This window comes from Geomonas azotofigens, assembly GCF_018919395.1.
Taxonomy (GTDB): domain Bacteria; phylum Desulfobacterota; class Desulfuromonadia; order Geobacterales; family Geobacteraceae; genus Geomonas; species Geomonas azotofigens.
The window spans coordinates 91,270-112,656 of the sequence record NZ_JAHLME010000008.1; the positions used below are offsets into that span (position 1 = coordinate 91,270).

General features: G+C 63.2%; 14 protein-coding genes. 5 read left to right on the forward strand and 9 right to left on the reverse strand.

Annotated features, from left to right (window positions below; all coding sequences use genetic code 11):
• Nucleotides 1-85 precede the first annotated feature (85 nt).
• Both KOL99_RS19635 and KOL99_RS19640 read left to right on the forward strand, forming a co-directional pair.
• Nucleotides 86-1,108: a C40 family peptidase gene (locus KOL99_RS19635; protein WP_216512168.1), complete on the forward strand. Its 1,023-nt coding sequence runs from the start codon at nucleotides 86-88 to the stop codon at nucleotides 1,106-1,108.
• A 64-nt stretch (nucleotides 1,109-1,172) separates the two neighbouring features.
• A complete protein-coding gene (locus KOL99_RS19640) occupies nucleotides 1,173-2,888 on the forward strand; it encodes a B12-binding domain-containing radical SAM protein (protein WP_216512169.1) in 1,716 nt (571 codons plus the stop codon).
• A gap of 194 nt (nucleotides 2,889-3,082) precedes the next feature.
• On the opposite strand, the gene KOL99_RS19645 is transcribed toward KOL99_RS19640, so the two are convergent.
• The 6 genes from KOL99_RS19645 to KOL99_RS19670 all read right to left on the reverse strand — a co-directional run bounded on the left by KOL99_RS19645 (nucleotide 3,083) and on the right by KOL99_RS19670 (nucleotide 12,485).
• Complete coding sequence (locus tag KOL99_RS19645) at nucleotides 3,083-3,502, reverse strand: hypothetical protein (protein ID WP_216512170.1); 420 nt, start codon at nucleotides 3,500-3,502, stop codon at nucleotides 3,083-3,085.
• Between the two features lie 115 nt (nucleotides 3,503-3,617).
• Nucleotides 3,618-6,800, reverse strand: coding sequence for a DUF3971 domain-containing protein (locus KOL99_RS19650; RefSeq protein WP_216512171.1), 3,183 nt, complete (start codon nucleotides 6,798-6,800; stop codon nucleotides 3,618-3,620).
• 178 nt (nucleotides 6,801-6,978) lie between these two features.
• Nucleotides 6,979-9,240: a sensor histidine kinase gene (locus KOL99_RS19655; protein WP_216512172.1), complete on the reverse strand. Its 2,262-nt coding sequence runs from the start codon at nucleotides 9,238-9,240 to the stop codon at nucleotides 6,979-6,981.
• A 129-nt stretch (nucleotides 9,241-9,369) separates the two neighbouring features.
• On the reverse strand, nucleotides 9,370-10,287 hold the full coding sequence (lpxC, locus tag KOL99_RS19660) for a UDP-3-O-acyl-N-acetylglucosamine deacetylase (protein WP_216512173.1): 918 nt from the start codon (nucleotides 10,285-10,287) through the stop codon (nucleotides 9,370-9,372).
• A 192-nt stretch (nucleotides 10,288-10,479) separates the two neighbouring features.
• Entirely contained in the window at nucleotides 10,480-12,165 is a 1,686-nt protein-coding gene (locus tag KOL99_RS19665; RefSeq protein ID WP_216512174.1) for an ABC1 kinase family protein, read from the reverse strand.
• Complete coding sequence (locus KOL99_RS19670; protein WP_216512175.1) at nucleotides 12,153-12,485, reverse strand: phasin family protein; 333 nt, start codon at nucleotides 12,483-12,485, stop codon at nucleotides 12,153-12,155. Before KOL99_RS19670 ends, KOL99_RS19665 begins: the two co-directional genes overlap by 13 nt.
• A 155-nt stretch (nucleotides 12,486-12,640) precedes the next feature.
• On the opposite strand from KOL99_RS19670, the gene KOL99_RS19675 reads away from it, so the two are divergent.
• Together KOL99_RS19675 and msrA are read left to right on the forward strand one after the other, a co-directional pair.
• Nucleotides 12,641-14,428: a GspE/PulE family protein gene (locus KOL99_RS19675; protein WP_216512176.1), complete on the forward strand. Its 1,788-nt coding sequence runs from the start codon at nucleotides 12,641-12,643 to the stop codon at nucleotides 14,426-14,428.
• Nucleotides 14,429-14,475: 47 nt separating this feature from the next.
• On the forward strand, nucleotides 14,476-15,030 hold the full coding sequence (gene msrA / locus KOL99_RS19680; RefSeq protein ID WP_216512177.1) for a peptide-methionine (S)-S-oxide reductase MsrA: 555 nt from the start codon (nucleotides 14,476-14,478) through the stop codon (nucleotides 15,028-15,030).
• Nucleotides 15,031-15,046: 16 nt separating this feature from the next.
• Here msrA and KOL99_RS19685 read toward each other — a convergent pair whose 3' ends face one another.
• The 3 genes from KOL99_RS19685 to KOL99_RS19695 form a co-directional block, all read right to left on the reverse strand.
• On the reverse strand, nucleotides 15,047-17,185 hold the full coding sequence (locus KOL99_RS19685; RefSeq protein ID WP_216512178.1) for a hybrid sensor histidine kinase/response regulator: 2,139 nt from the start codon (nucleotides 17,183-17,185) through the stop codon (nucleotides 15,047-15,049).
• 88 nt (nucleotides 17,186-17,273) lie between these two features.
• Entirely contained in the window at nucleotides 17,274-18,515 is a 1,242-nt protein-coding gene (gene glgC / locus KOL99_RS19690) for a glucose-1-phosphate adenylyltransferase (RefSeq protein WP_216512199.1), read from the reverse strand.
• A gap of 51 nt (nucleotides 18,516-18,566) precedes the next feature.
• Nucleotides 18,567-19,826: a ChaN family lipoprotein gene (locus tag KOL99_RS19695; RefSeq protein ID WP_216512179.1), complete on the reverse strand. Its 1,260-nt coding sequence runs from the start codon at nucleotides 19,824-19,826 to the stop codon at nucleotides 18,567-18,569.
• A gap of 431 nt (nucleotides 19,827-20,257) precedes the next feature.
• Here KOL99_RS19695 and leuB point away from each other — a divergent pair, with 431 nt between their 5' ends.
• Nucleotides 20,258-21,346: a 3-isopropylmalate dehydrogenase gene (gene leuB, locus KOL99_RS19700; RefSeq protein ID WP_216512180.1), complete on the forward strand. Its 1,089-nt coding sequence runs from the start codon at nucleotides 20,258-20,260 to the stop codon at nucleotides 21,344-21,346.
• The last annotated feature ends 41 nt before the right edge of the window (nucleotides 21,347-21,387 follow it).

The window sequence follows — 21,387 nt, forward strand, 5'->3', positions numbered from 1 at the left end:
GAGGTCATTAACGTTGACAGGGTGCGCCTTTTGTTATATAAATTGACGCACCCGCTTTTTTTTCTAAAACAATGAAGGAGGACTCATGATAAGAAGCTTGAAGCTCTTTACCCTGTGCATCGTCATGCTCTCCATACCTTCGCTCGCCTTCGCCGCAAAGACCCATCGCGTAAAAAAGCACGAAACCCTATACACCCTCGCCAAAAAATATAACGTCACCGTCGAAGAGCTGAAGGCCGCCAACAACCTGGTCGGCAACAGCGTCAAGCCGCGCGTGCTCCTGGTCATCCCCCCCCGCTCCGTTTCCGAGGGGAAGAGCGCTTCGGCCGCCTCCGACACCAAGGTGTACAAGGTCAAGAAGAGCGAGACCCTGTCCCGCATCGCCAAGAAGACCGGCGTATCGGTCGCGGAGCTGAAGCGGTTGAACGGTATCACCGGCAGCAGGGTGAAGGCGGGGAAGGTGCTGGTACTCAAGGAAAGCGTGCCTGCGGACGAGCCAAAGGTCAAGGTTACCAGGAAGTTGCAGCTGCGTCACCCCGATCTCTTTAACGAGAAGGACTACGAGCAGAGCATCCAGGAACTCGCCTCGCTCGAGCCGGAGCACCAGGTCGATCTTTCCAAGAACACGGAACTCAAGGCGGACAGCATCAAGGAGCTGAAAAAGTCGGCTTACGGCTTCCTGGGGACCCGCTACCGCTTCGGTGGCAGCTCGCGTTCCGGCATCGACTGCTCCAGCTTCGTGCAGCATGTCTTCAAGGAGCTGGAAGTATCCCTGCCGCGCACCGCGCGCGAACAGTTCGAGGTCGGCAACGCCGTGGCGCCGGGCGACCTGCAGAGGGGTGACCTGATCTTCTTCGCCACCTATGCGTCCTACCCTTCGCACGTCGGCATCTACCTCGGCAACAACAAGATGATCCACGCCTCCTCGCGTGACCGCAGGGTCGTGATCTCCTCGCTGAACACCTCCTACTACCGTTCGCGCTTCCTGGGCGCCAAGCGGATCGCCAAGGTCAACCCGGATGTCTTCAAGCTCGACGACCTGATCCTCGGTGTCGAGGAGGACAACTCCGAAAACTCGATGGAAGAGGACGGCCTGACCAGCAACTAGCCTCTCTTCCCCCTTTATCGTCAACGAATCCGGCCCTCGGGCCGGATTTTTTTATGGGCTGCGCATGAACATTCTCCTGGCGTACAAGTGTCATCCCGAAGGGGCCAAGGACCCGTTCACCTCGCTGTTGCCGGTCGGCCTGCTTTCCCTGGGCGGCGTGCTCAGGAGGGGGGGGCACGAGGTCACCTTGGCCAATCTCTCCGGTTGCTCCTGGCAGCAGGCGCGTCAGCTTCTGCTCCGGCTCTCGCCCGACCTGGTCGGCATCTCCCAATTCACCCACAACCGTACGGAATCGCTGAAACTCGCCTCGCTGGCAAAGGAGGCGGTCCCCTCCTGCCGCGTCGTTTTGGGGGGACCACACGCCACCCACTCGTGGCGGGAGCAGCTGGAGCGACACCGGGACGTGGACGTCGTCGTCCTGGGGGAAGGGGAGGAGACCCTGCTCGAACTGGTTCGGGCGCTGGAACAGGGGCGGCCTCTCGCGGAAGTGGCCGGGCTCGCCTGGCGCGACGGCGACAACGCGATGCAAGGGGCGCCGCGTGCCGCGATCAGCGAGCTGGACCTACTCCCGCTGCCGCTCGAGGACGTTGGGGAGACCATCGGTGTCGACCTGCGCCGCCAGCTCGAGTTCGTGATCACCTCGCGCGGCTGCCCGGCCAGTTGCCTGTTCTGCTCCTCACCGCTGTTTTGGGGGCGCGGTGTCCGTTTCCGCTCACCCGCCTCGGTGGTCGAGGAGTTGCGCCTTTTGAAGGAACGCTACGGCCTCATTTACTTCTCTTTCCGCGACGATACCTTTACCGCCAACCGCGCCCGGGTGCTGGAGATCTGCCGCCTGATCGAGGAGCAGCGGCTGCACATCCTCTGGAACTGCCAGTCACGCGTCAACGCGGTGGACCAGGAGATGCTGGTGGCGATGAAACGGGCCGGGTGCGAGTGCATCCAGTTCGGTGTGGAGTCCGGTTCGCCGGAGATGCTCAAGGCGCTGGGGAAAAAGATCCTGCCGGCCGATGTCGAACGGGCGGCGGCCGCGGCCCGCCGGGCGGGGATCAACCTTTCGGTCTACCTCATCACCGGGATCCCGGGGGAGGACGACGAGGACCTGCAACAGACGGTGCGCCTCATCGACCGGATCCGTCCCCAGGACGGGCAGGTCTCGCCGCTGGTGTACTACCCGGGTACGGAACTGCTGCACGGCGCGGTGCGCCGGAAGGAGGTGCCGCCCCATCTTTTCGAGGAAGAGGAGGGGGAGGGGTTCCTGGTGCGCCGCGATCCCTTCGTGGAGCGCTCGCGCCAGTCCATGCTGAAGGCGTTGCAAAAGGCTGGCAAGAAGGCGCGCTTTACCCGGGCCGATTTCACGGCGCAGCGGGAGCTCGTCGGCTACAGTTTCGTGACCGAGCTGCTGCAGGCGGAAGTGCTGGAGCAGGAAGGGGACTGGGAGGGAGCCGTCAAGCTCTGCCGGGCCATGACACGCCAGGAGGCGGACAACCCCTGGGGATGGCTGCAGTTGGCGGGCTTGCAGGAGCGTGGCGGCGACCTGGCTGGCGCCACCCGCTCCTACCGACAGCTGGCGCGGCTGGTTCCCAACCACCTTCCCGCCTTCGTGGCGCTGGGGGAACTGGCCCTGGCCCAGGGGGATCGTGCGGCGGCGGCAGGCCACTACCAGAGGGCGCTGGAGCTCGACCCGAATGACGAGGCCGCTCTTGAGGGTGCCGCGCAGGCCGGCGTCGGGCCTGGTAAATCCGGCGGAAAGGCTGGGGGCAAAGGGGCACGAAGGAAGTAAAGAAACACGGAGGACCGCAGCGGTGTTGGCCACTACCGTACCCGTGCCATAGGGGACGTCAGTCGCCTGTTCCGCTTCGTGAACAGCAGCAGATAACGGTCACCGGAGATCATGGGTCAATCTCCCCAACGAGCATAAAAAAAAGCGCCTCCCTTGCGGGGGGCGCCTTTTTTTATCTTGTGGCAGGGAACGGCTTACTTGTTGACAGCCAGGCCCGGTGCGAAGATGATCTTGTCGAAGGTGCGCTTCAGAGTCTTGCTCTGGAAGTTGATCATCGGCGGGGAATCCGGGAATTCTACGGTGTCGCCGACTTTCACCTGGGTCTGCATCGCTGCAACCCACAGTTTCTCGCCTTTCTCCTCGATCAGGACGTAGGTGTACCCGCCGGAGTCCATGGTCTCGAGGACCTTACCTTTGTGACCTGCGCCCGGCTTCACTTCCTGCGGCTTCAGGCCTGCGTGCGGATCGGTGCCCGGAGCTGCTGCGGGCATCTGGGTTGCGGGAGCTGCAGCCGGTGCCTGCTGTGCAGGTGCCTGCGGAGCTTCTTCTTTCTTCTTGCAGCCGGCAGCTGCCACGGCAACGATTGCCAACAATACGACCAAAGTCTTCTTCACAGTCTCCTCCGTGTTGGATGAAATTAAGGAATTCACAACGGTTAAAAAAAATAGCACAACCCAACCTGACTTTACAACTAAAAAAAGTCTGGTATACGCACGGCCCCAGACCGCCTTAGCGCCCGATGATCACTTCGCCCGTGTCGGTGATCAGGCGCGCCGGAAGCTCGAAGACTCGCTTGAAGATATTGAAGACCCCCTTGGCGAGCGATTTGACCGGCACCGCCGTCACCTGCGGATCCTCGATACGCCCCTTCGCCTCGAAATACGTGGTGATCAGGGACTTGTCCTTCCCGGTCAGGATCCACCCGAAGATGGGAATCTTGCTCACCACCTTGTCCACCGTCTGCAGCGGCTGCACCCCCACGTTAAGGTCGATCTCGTCCTTGACGAAGTCCATTTTACCCACCGCCGAGATGTTCATGGCGTTGCTGTCCACGAACAGGTTCTGGGTCGAGGCGACGCCGTTATTGAAGGCGATGTCCCCGGTGATCTTGTTGAAGGGCATGCCTCCGGACACCATGTCGGGAAGCTCGCCCTTGAAGAGCTGCGAAACGTTGAGGATCGAGAAGATCTTGGAGAGGGTGGAGAATTTCCTGATGCTGCCGCGCTCGATCCTGAGCTTCACGTTCCCCTGGATGCTCTTCTTGAAGTCGGTCGCGGTCTCTCCGCGCACGGCCAAGTCCCCCTGCAGGGACATCGCGCCGGTGATCTCCTGCCTCTTCACCCCCAGCGAATGCAACAGCGCGGCCGCCGACACCTTCTGCGCGGTCACCGAGAGGGTGTGACGCGCCGGCGCGGTGAGGTCGCTGCGCAACCTGCCGGTCACTTCCCCCTCGAAGGAGTTGAACTCGAAGGGGAGCAGTTGCAGCACGCGGTTCTCGTAGAATAGGGTGGTCTTTAGGTGCTGGAACGGGAAATCCTTCAGCTTTCCTTCAGTTGCTGTCACGTGAGCGTGCAATGTGAGCTGCCCGTCCCCCCCCGTCCCGCCGAACAGCGGCATTATGTCGTCAGGGTTCAGGTAAGGGGAGCCTACCACCAGTTCCGCCTGCGTGTGCTTCTGCTGCAGGTCCTTGACGCTCCCCTTCACCTGGAAGGAACTCTTGCCGAGCGAGCCGGAAAGCGAGGCGATCTGCAGGTTGTCCTTCTGGTAGCTGATGCTCCCCTGGACCCGCTCCACCCGTACCGGCGCACCGCCGGTCGGGAAGCCAATGTCCGCCGGGTCGACCGAGGGGGAGGTGAAGTTTAGCTGCCAGTTCGGGTTCTGCAGCCCGGTCACCACCCCACGCCCGTTGATGCTGGTGCTGCCAAGACGGGCCTGCAGTTGCGAGGTCTCGAAGGTCTCGCCGTTCACCTTCACCGTGCCGTTCACCCCGGTCAACGGCTTGATCTTCTCCCCGGGCTTCAGTGTGACGCCGGCGAGCCCGACGTTGCCGCTCCAGGTGAGCCGGTCCATGTCGGGACCGGCGGCGTGCAGTTGGAGCTGGACCATGCCGGTGGGGTGGTACTTCTTCACCATGGGAACCAGCTGGCCCACTTCCGTGCTCTGGAACTGGTTGGTCCGGATGTCGAAGCTGACCGGGCCGTCGTACCTGCTCACCGCGGTGGCGGAGAGTGAGGCGGGGGGGAGCTGGTAGCGCAGCGAGGTGATCCGGAACTGATCCTTGTCGAAATCCATGCTGAAGGAGACGCTGTTGGTGCGCCCCGCCGGCTTGGCGACCAAGTCCTTGAACGCGTAGGTCGCCGTGGCGAGGTCGCTGTCGCCGGAGAGCCGGTAGAGGTCGGTGCCTCCCTCGCCCTTGAGGTTGAGGATCGCGTTGGTGGTAAAGGAGCTGATCCCCTTGCCCAGAAGCCAGACCACCTCGGGCTGCCTGGGCTGCACCTTGGCGGTGAAGGGGTACTGCGAGGGATGGTCGAGGGGGTAGTCGGTGATGCGCCCCTCCAGGGTCAGCGGTGAGGTGCCGAACCTGCCGGTCATCCCCTTGAGGATGAAGTCCTTGCCGGAAAGCTCGAGCTGCCCCTTGACGCCGGTGAAGATGGGGATGCCGGAGCCGTAGTTGACCACGCCGTCCTCGACGTGCGCCTTGATGTAGAGCACGTTGTAGTTCTGCCCGCGCTCCATGTGCAGGATCTGGCTTACCCTGCCGTCCAGGCGTCCCTGGTCCAGGCGGTAGACGCCGCCGGTGATCTTCTGCTCGATGAAATGCGCGGTGCCGTCGACGATGATGCCGTAGGGGATGTACTGCCGGTAGTCGCGCAGGTTGAAGCTGTTGCTGCTGGCATTGGCGGTGATGCGCAGGTCGCCTGAGTGCAGGTCGGAGAGCTTCACCTTGCCGCTCACCTTGAAGCCGTCCAGGTCGGCCTTGACGTGGTCGATGTCGAGGTCGCGCTGGGTGAGCTCGAGGGAGCAGGAGCCTTTGAAGGACTTCGGCGTGAGCCTGGCGTGGAACACCTGCGGGTAATCGAGGTTCATCCCCGTGAAGCGGAACTCGGTCTTCCCCTTGAACGCGTCCAGGTGCCCCTTCAAGTTGGCTTCCAGCTCCAGTTTTCCGGAGAGGGCGCGGAAAGGGACGAAACGGCTGTAGTAGGGCCAGAAATGGCCGACATCAACCGGGCCGGTCTTGATCTTGCCGTGCACCGGCATGGAGGTGAACGGGACCCCGGCCGCGGGGATTCCCGCCACCCCGGAGAGCTGGATGGGGACCTTGGTCTTGCCCGAGGCGAGCTGGCCGTTGAGCCTGAAGTCGCAATCCCTGCCGCGGGTGATCCGGCCCAGGAAGAGGTCGGTGTCGGAGAGCTCGGTGACCACCGGCTGGTCGGAGAAGGCGTAGTCGGTGAATCGGATCTGGGCCTTCTTGAGCTCGACGCCGTGGATCCCGGGCGCCTCGCCGCCGCTGGGGGTGAGCAGGTCGGAGATGTTGAATATCCCCTGGCGGTCGCGCCACAGCCTCAGGGTCGGGCGCTCCAGCTCGATCCGGGAGAGCACCACTTCGCGACGCAACAGGGGGAGAATGGCGATCCTCACCGTGAGCCGGTCGGCGCTGGCGAAGTCGGTGGAGCCGTCCTTCTCCTTGATGGTGACGCCGGTGAAGGTGAAGGCGGGGGTGAGCCGCATGGTGAAGGCGCCGGTCTGGTATTGCAGGTCCCGTTTCAGGGAACTTTTCACCTGGGCCAGGATCTCGGCCTTGTAGGTGTCCAGGTCGATCAGGCGGGGGATGAGGCTCGCCGCGAGGACGACGACGGTCAGTATGGTGGCCACAAGCGGCAACAGCCAGGCACGGATTTTTTTAAGCGGCATAGCGGGATCTCTGGGGCTTCCGGGGCAGTCATCCGACCCATGCCCCTCATTCGTTATCTAGCTTCGAAACCGATTCGTCTCGTCTCTTGTATGAAATGCCCCCTCACGGCTTCGCGGACCGAAGCGCTACGGCGCGCAGGCCCGTCAAGGGGAGGGGGGGAGTCTGCTCGGCCGCGGTTCAGGCGTCGGCGGGAAGCTCGATGATGAAGCGGCTCCCCTTGGGGTGGTTCTCCTTGGCGCGGATGAAGCCGTGATGGTCGGAGATGATGGTATTGACGATGGCGAGGCCGAGGCCGGTGCCACTCTTCTTCCTGGAGAAGTACGGCTCGAAGAGCCGGGGGCGGTCCTCCGCGGCGATGCCGTGGCCGGTGTCGGAGACGGTGAAGGTGGCCATCTTGAGGGTGCTGTCGTAGCGGGTGGCGAGCTCGATCTCTCCCTCCCCCTCGATGGCGGCCACCGCGTTGTCGAGGAGGTTGATCACCACGCGCTTGATCTGGTCCCGGTCCAGCATGATGGGGGGCATCCGCTCGTCCTCGTTGAGCGTGAAGCGGATGTGGCGGTGCGCCTCCACGTAGAGGGTGAGCGCCTCCTTGAGGATGTCGTTCAGGTCGTTGGGCTTGGGAACCGACGCCGGCATCCGGGCGAAGTTGGAGAACTCGTTCACCAGCCCCTTCAGCTCGTCCACCGACTTGATGATCATGGCGGTGCACTGGTCGAAGACCTCTTCCTCCCCCTCGAAGCGGGAGAGGTAGCGCTTTCTCAGCCGCTGCGCGGAGAGCTGGATCGGGGTGAGCGGGTTCTTGATCTCGTGGGCGATCCTTCTGGCCACCTCGCGCCAGGCCGCCATCCGCTGCGCCTTGATCAGCGAGGTGAGGTCGTCCAGCACCACCACCATCCCCATGAAGGCGTCGTTCTCGTCCTTCAAGACGGTCAGGTTGGTGAGCAGGGTCAGCTCGCCGTCGCGCATCGGGATGGTCACCTGGCGCACGATGGCGTCGTGCTTGTCGAGCACCATGTCGCGCAAAAGCCCCTTGACGATGTCCAGGTGCTCGACCTGCAGCACCTCGCGGAAGTTCTTCCCGGTCACCTTCTCGCTGTTGATCAAGAGGAGCTTCTCGGCCGATTTGTTCACCGTGGTGAGCAGGCCGTTCTTGTCCACCGAGATGATGCCGGCGGTGACGTTGGCGAGCACCGCCTCCATGTAACGGCGTCGCTGGTCCAGCTCCATGTTGCTCTTCTGCAGTTCCTCGTTGGTGTGCTGCAGGGCGAGCTGGTTCTCGCGCAGGTCCTCGGTCATCCGGTTGAAGGAGGCGATCAGCATGCCGATCTCGTCGCCCCCCCCCTCGCCCAGGTGCACGTCCAGGTTCCCCTCGGCCACCTGGCGGGTCGCCTCGGCCAGCTCCTGGATCGGGATGGTGAGGCTGCGGGCCAGGTAGACCCCGAACCAGACCGCGAGGAACACGATCACCATGGTGATCAGGAACAGGGTCAGGATGTAGCCGGTGGCGATGGGGTGCTTCAGGATCTTCAATTGGCGGAACTCGTGGTAGGAGGCCGAGATCTCGCGCATCTTCGAGACCAGGGAATAGGGGACGTAGTAGTTGACCACGATGACCCCGACCACGTCGTTGTCGTTGAAATTGCTCCGGATCGGGACGATGCCGCGGATCAGGTCGGCCTTGCCGATGGCGTTGACCCGGGTCAGCTTCTGCCCGGCGAGCCCCACGTTGATGTCCTCGGAGGAGGGGTTGGTGAACTCGCCCAGGGGGAGCTTCGGGTTGCCGGCGCGGAAGAGTTCCTCGCGCTGGGCGGAGAAGACCTCGACCACCCCCAGGTTGTACTCCTTCTGCTTCTGGCGCACCAGGGCCTTCAATTGGGGGAGGTTCTCCTCGTTGAGGAGCTTTCTCTCCTTGATGGCGTCGCTGATCTGCTCGCCGTAGTAGAGCGCGTTGGTGGCCGAGGTCTTGTAGTAGACCTGCGCCACCTCCATCGACTCGTTCAGGGAGGTTTCCACCTGCTTGTTGAACCAGTTCTGGATGCTGTTGGTGATGAAGCCGGCGGAAACGAAGAAAAGGAGCATGGTCGGCACCAGGGACAGGGTGACGAAGGCGAGCACCAGCTTGGTGCGCAGCTTGGCGCCCGGGGTGTTCTTGCGCCGCTCCAGGAAGAGCTTGGTGATGTTCCTGAACACCAGGTAGACCAGGAGGATGATGAGCAGGATGATGACGTTGATGATGCCGAAGATGATGATGTTGCTCCCCATCGGCACCTCGGAGGAGAGGCGCGACAGGTGGATCTCGAGGTAGGTGAGGAGCACGATCATGAACAGCGACACGCAGACGATGATCGCCTCGCGCTTGCGCTTTCTGATCTCTCCGGCGGGCAGTTCGCCCCCCTGGATGTGCGGGGGGAGCCCTTCTTTTTGGTCGGACATCGGCATCACGCCACTCTATACGAACGGATGAGCAGTTTCAAGCACTTCCATGCTGCGGGGGGACGAAAAAAAGCAGTCCCGCGAAGGGACTGCTTTGGATTTTTCTTGACCGCAACCGTAATTTCGACCTGCCTGTTAAGCCTCCAGCCAGGCCAGCTCCGGCAGGGCAATGTTGAAGGGGGCGTTGAATGCCTGCGGGGTGAACTCGATCAGGGTGTAGCAGTCGGGGCGCTTCAAGAGCTCCATGACCAGCTTGTGGTTTAGGTCGTGGCCGGACTTGGTGGCCTTGACGTGCCCGATCAGGCGGTGCCCGGCGAGGGAGAGGTCGCCCACCGAGTCGAGGATCTTGTGACGTACGAACTCGTCCTGGAACCGGAGCCCTTCCGGGTTCATGACCCCGTTGTCCCCGATGACCACCGCGTTGTCCAGGGAGCCACCGAGGGCCAGGCCGTGAGCTTTCATCATGTCGACCTCTGCCAGGAAGCCGAAGGTGCGGGCGGCGGCGTACTCGTCGGTGAAGCTGGACTGGCTGAATTCGAAGGAGCGGAACTGGCTCTTCACCGCCGGGTGCGCGAACTGCATGTCGAAGGAGATCTTGTAGTGGCGCGACGGGATGATGGAGGCCTTCTTGTCCCCCTCGGTCACGGAGACCGGCTTCTTGATCACCAGGTACTTGCGCGGCTTCTTGGACTCCTTGATGCCCGCCTTGACGATGGCGGCCACGAAGGGGGCGGCGCTGCCGTCCATGATCGGGACTTCCGGGCCGTTGATGTCGACGTGCGCGTTATCGACGCCGCAGCCGTACAGGGCCGCCATGAGATGTTCTATGGTGGAGACGCTCGCATCGCCGCGACCGATGGTGGTGGAGAGCCTGGTGTTGACCACGTTTTGCGCGTGCGCTTCGATGGAGACAGCCGGGGTGAGGTCAACCCTGTGGAAGACGACGCCGGTGCCGGGCTCCGCCGGACGCAGCGTGATGGTGATCGTCTTGCCGGTGTGCAGGCCGATGCCGCTGAAGGTTACCTTGTTGCCCAATGTCTGCTGGAATATCATCTGCTTGCTCCTGATAGTCAGTATGCTTACTATCTAGCAAATAGTGAGCCAAAACGGGCGCCTTGCTTCTCATTGGAAAAAAGCACGCAGCTTCGGCACTGTAGACGGTGTCGCGCGGGGAGGGGGAGCCTGCGGGAGGTGTGGCAAAAATGCGGCTGTGGTGCCTGTGCAACGGCGAGTGTGGCTTTTTTGCTACAGTCTGCCGGAGCGGAGGATGGCCACCATCCACCAGACGCCGACTATGCCGGCGCAGCTGTAGCCGAAAAAGGCGAAGGCGGGAAAGCCGAACAGCATGGGGCCGCGGTTGCCCTGCATGGCGATGGAGGAGCCGATCAACAGGGCGGCGATGATCAGGGAGAGGCAGAGCCGGTTGGCGGAGCGGTCCAGTTCCTTGGAGAAGCGATCCAGGCCGCGGTGTTCAAGGTCGATGCGGAACTTGTTGCGGTTGATCTTGTTCAGGATCTCCCGGATGTCGCGCGGCAGGTTGCGCGCCAGGGTGAGGTAGCCTTCCAGGCCCTGTTCGACCTCGTGGAACAGGCGGCCGGGGGAGTGCTGCTGGCGGAACTCCCGCTCCAGGAAGGGGCGCAGGTGGCCGACCATGTCGAACTCGGGGTCGAGCTTTCGACCCATCCCCTCCACCACCACCAGCACCTTCACCAGCATGGTCAGGTCCGGGTGCACCTTGATGCGGTGGGTGGAGACCAGGTCGATGAACTCCAGGAGCATGCGCCCCACCTCGATCTCCTTGAGCGGGATCTCCAAGTAGCTGTCCATGAACTCGGCGAGCCCCTTCTTCAGGGCCGGCATATTCACCGTTTCGCCGGTGTCGCCCGCCTCGACGATGATCTGCGCGAGCCCCTCCACGTCGCGGTTGATCACCGCGACCAGGACGTCGGTCAGGTAGCGTTTCACCGCCGGGTCGAGCCTCCCCACCATGCCGAAGTCGAGCAGGCAGATCACGTTGTCCTTGAAGATCAGCACGTTGCCCGGGTGGGGGTCGCCGTGGAAGAAACCGTGCTCCAGCACCATTTTCAAAAAGGTCCTGGCCCCGCGCCGGGCGATCTCGCGCCGGTCCAGCCCCGCCGCCTCGATGGCGCAGATGTCGCTCACCTTGATCCCCTCGACGTACTCGGTGGTGAGCACCCCCTTGGCGGTCGCCTCCCAGTAGACCTGCGGGAAGTAGAGGTGCGGGTCCCCCTTGAAGTTGTCGCGGATCTTCTCGATGGCGTGCCCCTCGCGGGTCAGGTCCATCTCGCGCCGGATGGTGTAGGAGAACTCGCGCACCACCCCGACCGGATCGTAGATGTCGCTGCGCGCCATGTGGCGCTCCAAAAGGAGCGCCACCCCCATGAGGATGTCGATGTCGGTCTCCACAGCCTCGACCACACCCGGGCGGCGCACCTTCACCACCACGTCCTCGCCGGTGATGAGCCGGGCGCGGTGCACCTGCGCGATGGAGGCCCCCGCGATCGCCTCCGGCTCCACGTACAGGAAGCGCTGCCCCAGGGGCACCCCCAGCTCGTGCTCGATCTGGGTCTTGATCTCCTCGAAGGGGAGGCAGGGGATCTTGTCCTGCAGGTGGGCCAGCTCCTGGACGAAGGAGGCGGGGATGATGTCGGCGCGGGTGGAGAGGAGTTGCCCCAGCTTGATGAAGGTGGTGCCGAGCTCCTCCAGGGCGAGGCGCAGGCGCTCCGGCGGCGTCAGGTGCTCGGCCTTCGGGCTTCGGGGCCTGAAGACACGGCGCGAGAAGTCGACCACCTGCCCGAAATTCAGGTACTCCAGGAGGTGCCCGAGCCCGTAGCCGCCGAGCACCGTGATGATCTGGCGGTAGCGCCGGATGCTCCTGACGTTGCGGTTTATATTTACTATCCTAAACACTCATCCTCCGGCTGAGAGGTGACGCTTTCGGCGGCGAGCGCCTCCAGTGCCCTCACGCGCCGCTCCAGTCTCTCGAAGTCCTCGCGCGACACCATGCCCATCCGGTCCAGCGCCTTCTTCACCTCGGCCTCGGCCACTTCGGCGGTCTTTTGCTGCCCGGTGCGCGCCATCTCCTGGATGCGGTCCAGGAAGGCCCGCCCTTCCTCCTCGCTGATCTTGTAGCGGGACTTCATCTCCTGGATCAGCTCCTCGCCTTTTTTCTGGGTGATCGCCGCCGCGCCGAGCGCCGTGAGTACAGCCTTCTCGAACAGTTCGAACATGGTGTCCCTCCTTCTCCAATCGGTAGTGGCACGCCTCCATTATAGGCGCCATTTAATGATATCGGCGAGGCGTCCGTTGTCAAACTCGCACCTCCTTGACATCACTATGTTTCTCGCCGATAATCGCATACTTGTTCACATTAAAGGGTCACGCCATGCAGAAAAAAAAGATGGTCACCATCAAGAACGTCGCCCAGATCCTCCTGCATCGTGGACTGATCGACGAGAGGCAGTTAGAAGATCTGCTGGCCAGGGGGGAGGCGCAGGCGCAGCGGCTGGCGGGCGCGCAGCAGGCGGGGTATTCCCGGCGGCTGCAGCAGACCCCGGAAAAGCCCTCTCCCGCCGAGATCATCGCCTCGCTGAACCTCGAGATCGCCGGCTCCGGCGGCAAGCTCCTCACCGAGGACGCCATCACCGAGGTCCTCGCCGCCGCGGTGGGACTCCCCTACCTAAAGATCAACCCGATGAAGCTCGACCTCGACCTGGTCACGGCCCACATCTCCCGCCCCTTCGCGCTCAGGCACCTGATCGTTCCGGTCGACTTCGCCGACGGCGTGGTGACCCTGGCCGTCGCCGATCCCTTCAACGACCAGGTGATCGAGGAGCTGAGGGCCGTGAAGAGGATGGAGTTTCGCCGGGTGCTCGCCTCGCGCAACGACATTCTCAAGATCCTGAGGGAGTTCTTCGGGTTCCGCGCCTCGGTGCAGGCCGCCGAGAGCGAGGTCGCCACCGCGGTGGACTTTGGCAACCTGGAGCAGTTCGTGCGCCTGAAAAGCGGGCACGAGATCGAGGGTACCGACCGCAACATTATTTCCGCCGTCGAGTTCCTGCTCCAGTACGCCTTCGACCAGCGCGCCAGCGACATCCACATCGAGCCCAAGCGGGAGAAGTCGCTGGTGCGCCTGCGGGTGGACGGGGTGCTGCACAACGTGCACGTGGTACCCAAGCAGCTGCATCCCCCCATCGTTTCCCGGATCAAGATGCTCTCCCGGATGGACCTGGCCGAGAAGCGGCGCCCCCAGGACGGCAGGATCAAGACCAGCCACGACGGGCGCGAGGTCGAGCTGCGCGTCTCCACCTTGCCGGTCGCCTTCGGGGAGAAGGTGGTGATCAGGATTTTCGACCCCGACGTCCTGATGCAGGAGTTGGACAGCATCGGCTTCTACCCGCGCGAGTACCAGCTCTACAGCTCCTTCCTGCGCCGCCCAAACGGCATCATCCTGGTCACCGGCCCCACCGGCAGCGGCAAGACCACCACCCTCTACTCGTCGCTGAGGACCCTTTCCTCCCCGGAGGTGAACATCGTCACCGTGGAGGACCCGATCGAGATGGTGATGGAGGAGTTCAACCAGGTCGGCGTGCAAAGCGGCATTGGGGTCACCTTCGACAAGGTGCTCAGGAACGTGCTCAGGCAGGATCCCGACATCATCATGGTGGGGGAGATCCGGGACAAGGAGACCGCCGAGAACGCGGTGCAGGCAGCCCTCACCGGGCACCTGGTGCTTTCCACGCTGCACACCAACGACGCGCCCTCGTCGGTGACCAGGCTGATTGACCTGGGGGTCCCCTCGTTTCTGATCTCCTCCACGGTGATCGGCATCATCGCCCAGCGGCTGTTGCGGAAGATCTGTCCCAACTGCAAGCGGGAGAGCCAGTTGAGCGCCGAGGAGCTGGAGTACCTGGGGTTGAAGCGGCAGGCGAAGGTCTGGGCCGGAGAGGGGTGCGCCGAATGTCGCGGTACCGGCTACAAGGGGAGGACCGGGATCTTCGAGGTGCTGGACGTGAACGAGACCATCAAGGCCGTGATCGGCGAGCGGGTCGATCTCTCCGAGCTGCAGGGCGCGGCCCGAAAGGACGGCCTGGTGACCCTGCGGGAGCAGGCCGTACGCAAGATGCTGGAAGGAATAACCACCTACGAGGAAGTCATCGCGGTGACGGGGTGACCCCGTCTGACCAGTGCGACTGCGCGCGCCGTGCCTAGGGAGGAACCATGGAAAACAGCGCCACCGACCCCCACACCGCAACCGCCATCTTTGCCGGCGGCTGCTTCTGGTGCATGGAGCCGGTCTTCGACACGATGCCGGGGGTGCTCTCGGTGCTCCCCGGCTACACCGGCGGCACCACGCCCAATCCAAGCTACCAGGAGGTCTGCGAGGGGGAGACGGGTCACGTGGAGGCGGTGCGCATCGTCTTCGATCCGGCCCGGGTGAGCTACCGCGAACTGCTGCGGGTGTTCTGGCGCAACATCGACCCCACCACCAAGAACCGCCAGTTTTGCGACTACGGCAGCCAGTACCAGACCGCCATCTTCTACCAGGACGAGGAGCAGAGACGCGAGGCCGAGGAAACCAGGGAGGAGGCGGCGTGCGCCAACCAGCTCGGCGCGGCGGTGGTCACCGAGATCCTGCCGGCGTCGGAGTTCTACCCCGCCGAGGAGTACCACCGGCAGTACTACAAGAAAAACCCGTACCACTACCAGCGCTACCACGACGGGTGCGGCCGCAACTGGAGACTGAAGGAGTTGTGGGGGCGGGAAACGGAGTAGCCGGAAGCGGCGCCGGTCAGGGGGGCGACAACACCCGCTCCAGCGCCTGTTGCAGTTCCTCGCAGCGGTACGGCTTCACCACCGCGGCGCAGAAACCGTAGTCGGCATGTTCCGCCATGACCGGGTCGTTGGAGTAGCCGCTGGAGACGATCAGCCTCGCGGCGGGATCCAGCTCGAGGATCTGCTGCGCCGCCTCCTTGCCACCCATGCCGGCGGGTATGGTGAGGTCCATGATGGCGGCGGCGAAAGGTGTTCCCTCCTGGACCGCCTCCCGGTACAGCCGTACCGCCTCCTCGCCGCTCGCGCAGGTCACCACCTGGTAGCCAAGGTACTGCAGCATGTCACGGGTCAGCGTCCTGATCGCCTCCTCATCGTCCATGACCAGCACCGTTCCTTCCCCCGCCTTGCGGGGGCGCTCCGATCGCTGCTGCGTCTCTTCCGGCGCGGCCTCGCCCGCGGAGGGGAGGTAGAAGGTGAGGGTCGTTCCCGCTCCGGGCGTCGAACTCACCTCGACCCTGCCGCCGTGCTTGATCACTATGGAATGGACCGAGGCGAGCCCGAGGCCGCTGCCTCCCGGCTTGGTGCTGTAGTAGGGGTCGAAGATGAGCTTCTGGTCCTCGTACGGGATGCCGCACCCCTGGTCGATGAAGGATACCTCGACGTAGTCGCCGGCGGGGAGGCCGAGGTCGTTGTTGGCCCGCAGCGGGGTGTTCCCGGCCCTCACGGTCAGCACTCCACCGCCCGGCATCGCCTGGCAGGCGTTGATGATGACGTTGCTGAAGGCCTGGTTCATCTGCCCCTCGTCCGCCTCGATGGCGTGCAGCCCGTCCTGGAGCTCCAGCCTGGTCTGCACCTTGGTTCCGTGCAGGGACAGGGAGAGGGATTCCTGCAGGAGCCTCCCCAGCGGGACCACTTTCTTGATGGGCTGCCCCCCCTTGGAGAAGGTGAGCAGCTGGTGCGCCAGTTCGGCCGCGCGCTGCGACGCCTTCTCGGCGTTCTTCACCGCCCCCTGGGCCGGGTGGTCGGGGTCGAGCAGCAGTTCGGCGAAGGAGAGGTTGCCAAGGATACCGGTGAGGATGTTGTTGAAGTCGTGGGCGATGCCGCCGGCGAGGACGCCGAGCGATTCGAGCTTCTGGGCCTTCAGCAGCTCCCGCTGCATCGCCTCCCACTTGGTGATGTCGGTCAGGGTGAACAGGATGCGGTGGTGGACCAGGCGGGTGTTCAGGATGATGTGTTTCGGTGAGCCGTCGACGCAGGAGATCTTCGCCTCCTGCGGGGTGACCGGGGCGCCGCTCTCCAGCGTTTTTGCGATCTCTTCGCGCCAGGTGGCCAAGACCTGGTCCCGGTAGGCCGGGTCGGGGAGGGCGCGCTCCATCAGCTCTTCGAGGGTTGGGTGGTCATCGGAGACGTAGCCCAGCCAGTCGTTGACGTAGCTGTTGAGGTACTGGACACGGCCGCTCTCGTCGGCCCACCCCACCCCCGCCGGCATCTCCTCCATGAGGACCTTGAGGATCTCCTCGTTTTGCTGAAGAGCCTCCTCCATCTCGTGGCGCGCCGTGATGTCGCGCACCAGGACGATGACCCGGTCGCTGCCGCCGATGTCGGCCCGGCGCAGGCTCACCTCGGACCAAAACAGCGAGCCGCCCTTCTTCTTGCTGCGCCACCGTACCGTCATCGGGGGACCCGCCGCCGCCTGCTGTAAAAGGCGCCTGGCGTCCCCCTCGCTGTACGGGGGCTCCCCGAGGCTCAACTCCCCGACGGTGAGACCCCGGGCCTCCTCGGGGGTGTACCCGTACATCTCGCACATGGTGCGGTTCACGTCCACCAGCTTGCCGGTGGCGGCATCATGGATGAAGAGGGCGTCGTTGACGTTGTGGTAGATGGCCTGGAAGCGGGCCTCGCTCTCCTCGAGCCTGTCCACCGATTCCGCCAGTCGGCGGGCGAAGCGGGAGATCAGCTGGTAGAGCAGCGCCGAGGTCACCATGATGAACATGAGCCCCTTGTAGACCTCGATCTGCTCCGCGATGTGGCGGTCGGAGACGAGCCAGATCAGGGCGTAGCCGGAGAGGTAGATCCAGGCGCTGCCGAACAGGGCGTAGACCCCGACGATCTTGTTGATCTCGCGTCTTTGGTTGCGCTTCGATGCTGCCCGCATGCGTGCTCCCGCCCCTTAGGGACGACTGGCTGCGGTGGCCGGGGTGTCTGCTGTTGTTGCGATGTCATGGGCGGCCCGGCCGCCCGTTTTACTTGGCTTCCGCCATCGATACCACGACGATCCCGGATTCGGTGACCCGGTACCCCTTGGCCCGATCCTCCTCGTGGTTGTAGCCGATTTCGGTGCCGTCGGGGATGACGATGTTCTTGTCGATGATGGCGCGCTTGATCTTCACGTGGCGCCCGACCGTGACGTTTTCGAAGAGGATGGAATCGTCAATCTCGCTGTAGCTGTTCACCTTGCAGCGCGGGCCCAGGATGGTGCGGCGCACCGTCGCTCCGCTGGTGATGCACCCGGCGCAGACGTAGGAGTCGATGTTCATGCCGCGCCGCCCTTCCTCGTCGAACACCGTCTTCGCCGGCGGCAGGTTGCCCTGGTTGGTCAGGATCGGCCACTTGTAGTTGTAGAGGTTGAGCTGCGGCGAGACGTGGATCAGGTCCATGTTGGCCTCGTAGTAGCTCTCGATGGTCCCCACGTCCTTCCAGTAACCTTTCTCCTCAGCCTTCATGCCGGGGATGATGTTGTCGTTGAAGTTGTAGGCGAAGACCTTGTCGTGGTTCTCCAGCATCATCGGGATGACGTGCTTGCCGAAGTCGAGGTCCTCGTAACGCTTCTTCCCTTCCTGCAGCACCTCGATCAGTTTCTTGGTGGAGAAGATGTAGTTCCCCATGGAGGCGAAGCAGGTGTCCCGGCCGGGGATGCTCTCCGGATGCTTGGGCTTCTCGGCGAAGGCGGTGATCTTGTAGTCATCGTCCACGGAGAAAACCCCGAAGCGGCTCGCCTCCTGCACCGGGACCTCGAGGGCCGCGACGGTCAGGTCCGCCCGGTTTCTGCGGTGGTAGTCGATCATCTGGCTCACGTCCATCTTGTAGATGTGGTCGCCGCCGAAGATGGCGACGTAGTCCGCGTCCGAGGACTCAACGAAGCGCAGGTACTGCAGGATGGCGTCGGCCGTCCCCTTGAACCAATCCTCGTTCTCCGAGCTGGTCTCCGGGGAGATGGCGACGAAGAACTCGCCCAGGCCGGTCCATTTGCCCCAGGACTCCCTGATGTGCTTGTTGAGGGAGTAGGCGCGGTACTGGGTCAGGATGTAGACCTTCTTGATCCCGGAGTTGAACAGGTTGCTCAAGACGAAATCGATGATCTTGTATTTGCCGCCGAACATGACGCTCGGCTTGGCCCTTCTGTTGGTGAGAGGGCTGAGGCGCTCGCCCTTGCCACCGGCCAGCACCATGGCTATGGTGTTTCCGACGTTACTCATCGCATACATAACAGTCATTGTCCTCCGGTATCTCGGTCGGGGCGACTACCCCGGCCGGTGTCAGGGCTTGCCGTGTTTGGGCGCCTCGCCAATCTTGAACAGCACTTCCAGATCCAGCACCTCTCCCTTTCGCTCAAGCTTCAGCGTGGACTTGTCCCCCACGTGTTTCTGCTTCACCGCGTAGATCAGGTCGAGGCTGTCCTTCAACTGCTCGTTGTCCATGGTCAGCAGCAGGTCCCCTTTCTGCACCCCGGCGCGGGCGGCATTGGAGTCGGGGACCACGGTGTTCACCACGAGGCCGCGTCCCTTGGGATCCGGCTCGAACATGACGCCGAGCAGCACGCCCTGCTTGGGCAGCCCCTCATAGGCGTAGTTCACCAGGAAATCGAAGGGAACGTTCGGGAAGTCGGGCAGCACCACCTCCATGGTCACCGGCTTTTCCGCGCGCTGCACCGCGAGCTCGCGCCCCCCAATGGTGGCGTAGGAGGTGGGGAGACGGCGGAAGACGCGGCGCGGGATGCCGAAACCGTAGCTGACGTGATTGCCGCCGGCCACCACCAGGAGGTGGCGCTCCTTGCCAGCGGGGCTGGTGAGGTAACGCACGGCGGACTCCGCCATGGTTTCGTCCCACAGCGTCTGGGCCCGGGTGAAGCCCTCCACCGCCATTTTGCCGTGGCTGTCGTGCCCGCTGAACATGCTTTCGGTCTGGGCGCGCTGGTACGGGTCGGAGAAGTCCATCTCCGGCAGCTGCGCCTTCTGCTCAGGCGTCAGCTCCTCCAGCGGTTTGCTGCGCACCGCCTGCACCAGCTCCTTCTCCGCGTTGAGCGCGACGACCGGGATGTGCTTCTCCTTGGCGTAGAGGAGCAGGTCCCGGTAGTAGGCGAAGTCCATCTTCCAGTTGTCGTACCAGCGTGACGCCTTCAAAAACGCCTTCTCGTCCAAGTCCCCCGCGACCCAGCGGTCCAGGACCGGCTGCTGGCTGCGCACGAACATCTCCATGCCCAGCGCGGCCTTGCCGGGATGGCGCTCCTCGAGCGCCTTAAGGGCGTCCAGTTCCAAGCGGTGCGCCGCCGGGTTGTCGTGGGTCTCGCCGACGTAGACCACCCGGGCGTCGGTGACGACATCCAACATCTGCTGCCGCGTCACCAGGGTCCCGGTGGGGAGGTGGACAATGTCGCCGATCTCTGGGGACTTACGCTGCGGATACGGGTTCTCAGGGTTGCCGAGCAGGTACCTGGTGGCTCTGGGCGCCGAGCAGGCGGTCATGGTGAGCAGGGAGAGGACAGCGGCGAGCTGCCCGAGACGAGCGATGGATAGCATTTCTTCTCCTGAAAATATGTTGTTCCCTCTGGGGATACGATCATGTGGTTCACGGCTCCATCGAGAGGGGGGCTCTTTGCCGGTGGCCAAGGAATGATACCTACTCTAATGAATTTGTCCAGCCGCCGCTTCTCGTTAACCCCGCTCCACGGTAAGCCCCCCGTAGCGAGGCTGCTGGTGCCGGATGGCCTTGCCGGTTAGACGAGAATGTAGCACAATACCTCATGAAGATAAACTGAAAGTTTTATTATTCTCTAATAAAAGTCGGGGCTGAGGTCTGATTTCGTGTCGCGACTGAACCAGCCGGCAGAGCATTAGCTCATAGTCATGGTTTGGGGCGCTAAACGTATGTTTGACGGCCTTTTTTATGTTGACAATATCACTGTCTCGCAAATAGAATCGCTAATTTAATACATATCGGAGGTTGTGCAATGGGACAGCTTTTTAAAGTGGCGGTGCTGCCGGGCGACGGCATCGGCCCGGAGGTTATGGCGGAAGCACTGAAGGTGCTGGATGCGGTCGAAAAGCGTTACGACGTGAAATTCGAGCGCACGCACGCCAACGTGGGCGGTGCGGGCATCGATCTGGAAGGGCGCGCTCTTCCGGACACTACGGTAAATATATGCAAGGCAGCCGACGCCATCCTGTTCGGTTCGGTGGGCGGACCCAAGTGGGAAACCCTTCCCCCGGACGAGCAGCCCGAGCGCGGCGCCCTGTTGCCGCTCAGGAAGATCTTCGGTCTCTACGCCAACCTGCGTCCCGCCATCATCTTCCCGTCGCTGACCAGCGCCTCGTCCCTGAAGGAAGAGGTGATCGCCGGCGGTTTTGACATCCTGGTGATCCGCGAGCTGACCGGCGGCATTTACTTCTCCCAGCCCAAAGGGATCGAAGGGGCCGGCCGCGACCGCGTCGGCGTGGACACCATGCGCTACAGCGTGCCGGAGATCGAGCGCATCGCACACGTCGCCTTCCAGGCGGCGAGGAAGCGCGGCAAGAAAGTCTGCTCCATCGACAAGGCCAACGTCCTTTCCACCTCGGTGCTCTGGCGCGAGATCGTGATCAACATTGCCAAGGAGTACCCGGATGTCGAACTTTCGCACATGTACGTGGACAACGCCGCCATGCAGTTGGTAAAGTGGCCCAAGCAGTTTGACGTGATCCTGTGCGAGAACATGTTCGGCGACATCCTCTCCGACGAAGCGGCCATGCTGACCGGCTCTTTGGGGATGCTCCCGTCCGCATCGCTCGCCGAGGGGACCTTCGGCATGTACGAGCCCTCCGGCGGCAGCGCCCCCGACATCGCGGGGCAGGGGATCGCGAACCCGATCGCCCAGATCCTTTCCGCGGGCATGATGCTGCGCTACTCCTTCGGCATGATCGAGGCGGCCGACGCCATCGACAACGCCGTAGCCAAAGTTCTTGATGGGGGCTACCGCACCCGCGACATCTACCAGGAGAAGGCCGGCGAGAAGCTGGTCAACACGAAGGAGATCGGCGACGCCATCATCGCCAATCTGTAATATAAATACGGTAAAGGCGGGGCAACCCGCCGCAGTCCATC

Excerpts from the sequence above, each read along its gene's own strand:
- msrA (WP_216512177.1), top strand. The coding sequence starts at position 14,476 with ATGGAAAACAGCGCCACCGACCCCCACACCGCAACCGCCATCTTTGCC.
- lpxC (WP_216512173.1), bottom strand. The coding sequence starts at position 10,287 with ATGATATTCCAGCAGACATTGGGCAACAAGGTAACCTTCAGCGGCATC.
- KOL99_RS19640 (WP_216512169.1), top strand. The coding sequence starts at position 1,173 with ATGAACATTCTCCTGGCGTACAAGTGTCATCCCGAAGGGGCCAAGGAC.
- leuB (WP_216512180.1), top strand. The coding sequence starts at position 20,258 with ATGGGACAGCTTTTTAAAGTGGCGGTGCTGCCGGGCGACGGCATCGGC.
- glgC (WP_216512199.1), bottom strand. The coding sequence starts at position 18,515 with ATGTATGCGATGAGTAACGTCGGAAACACCATAGCCATGGTGCTGGCC.
- KOL99_RS19695 (WP_216512179.1), bottom strand. The coding sequence starts at position 19,826 with ATGCTATCCATCGCTCGTCTCGGGCAGCTCGCCGCTGTCCTCTCCCTG.
- KOL99_RS19670 (WP_216512175.1), bottom strand. The coding sequence starts at position 12,485 with ATGTTCGAACTGTTCGAGAAGGCTGTACTCACGGCGCTCGGCGCGGCG.
- KOL99_RS19635 (WP_216512168.1), top strand. The coding sequence starts at position 86 with ATGATAAGAAGCTTGAAGCTCTTTACCCTGTGCATCGTCATGCTCTCC.
- KOL99_RS19675 (WP_216512176.1), top strand. The coding sequence starts at position 12,641 with ATGCAGAAAAAAAAGATGGTCACCATCAAGAACGTCGCCCAGATCCTC.
- KOL99_RS19685 (WP_216512178.1), bottom strand. The coding sequence starts at position 17,185 with ATGCGGGCAGCATCGAAGCGCAACCAAAGACGCGAGATCAACAAGATC.
- KOL99_RS19655 (WP_216512172.1), bottom strand. The coding sequence starts at position 9,240 with ATGCCGATGTCCGACCAAAAAGAAGGGCTCCCCCCGCACATCCAGGGG.
- KOL99_RS19650 (WP_216512171.1), bottom strand. The coding sequence starts at position 6,800 with ATGCCGCTTAAAAAAATCCGTGCCTGGCTGTTGCCGCTTGTGGCCACC.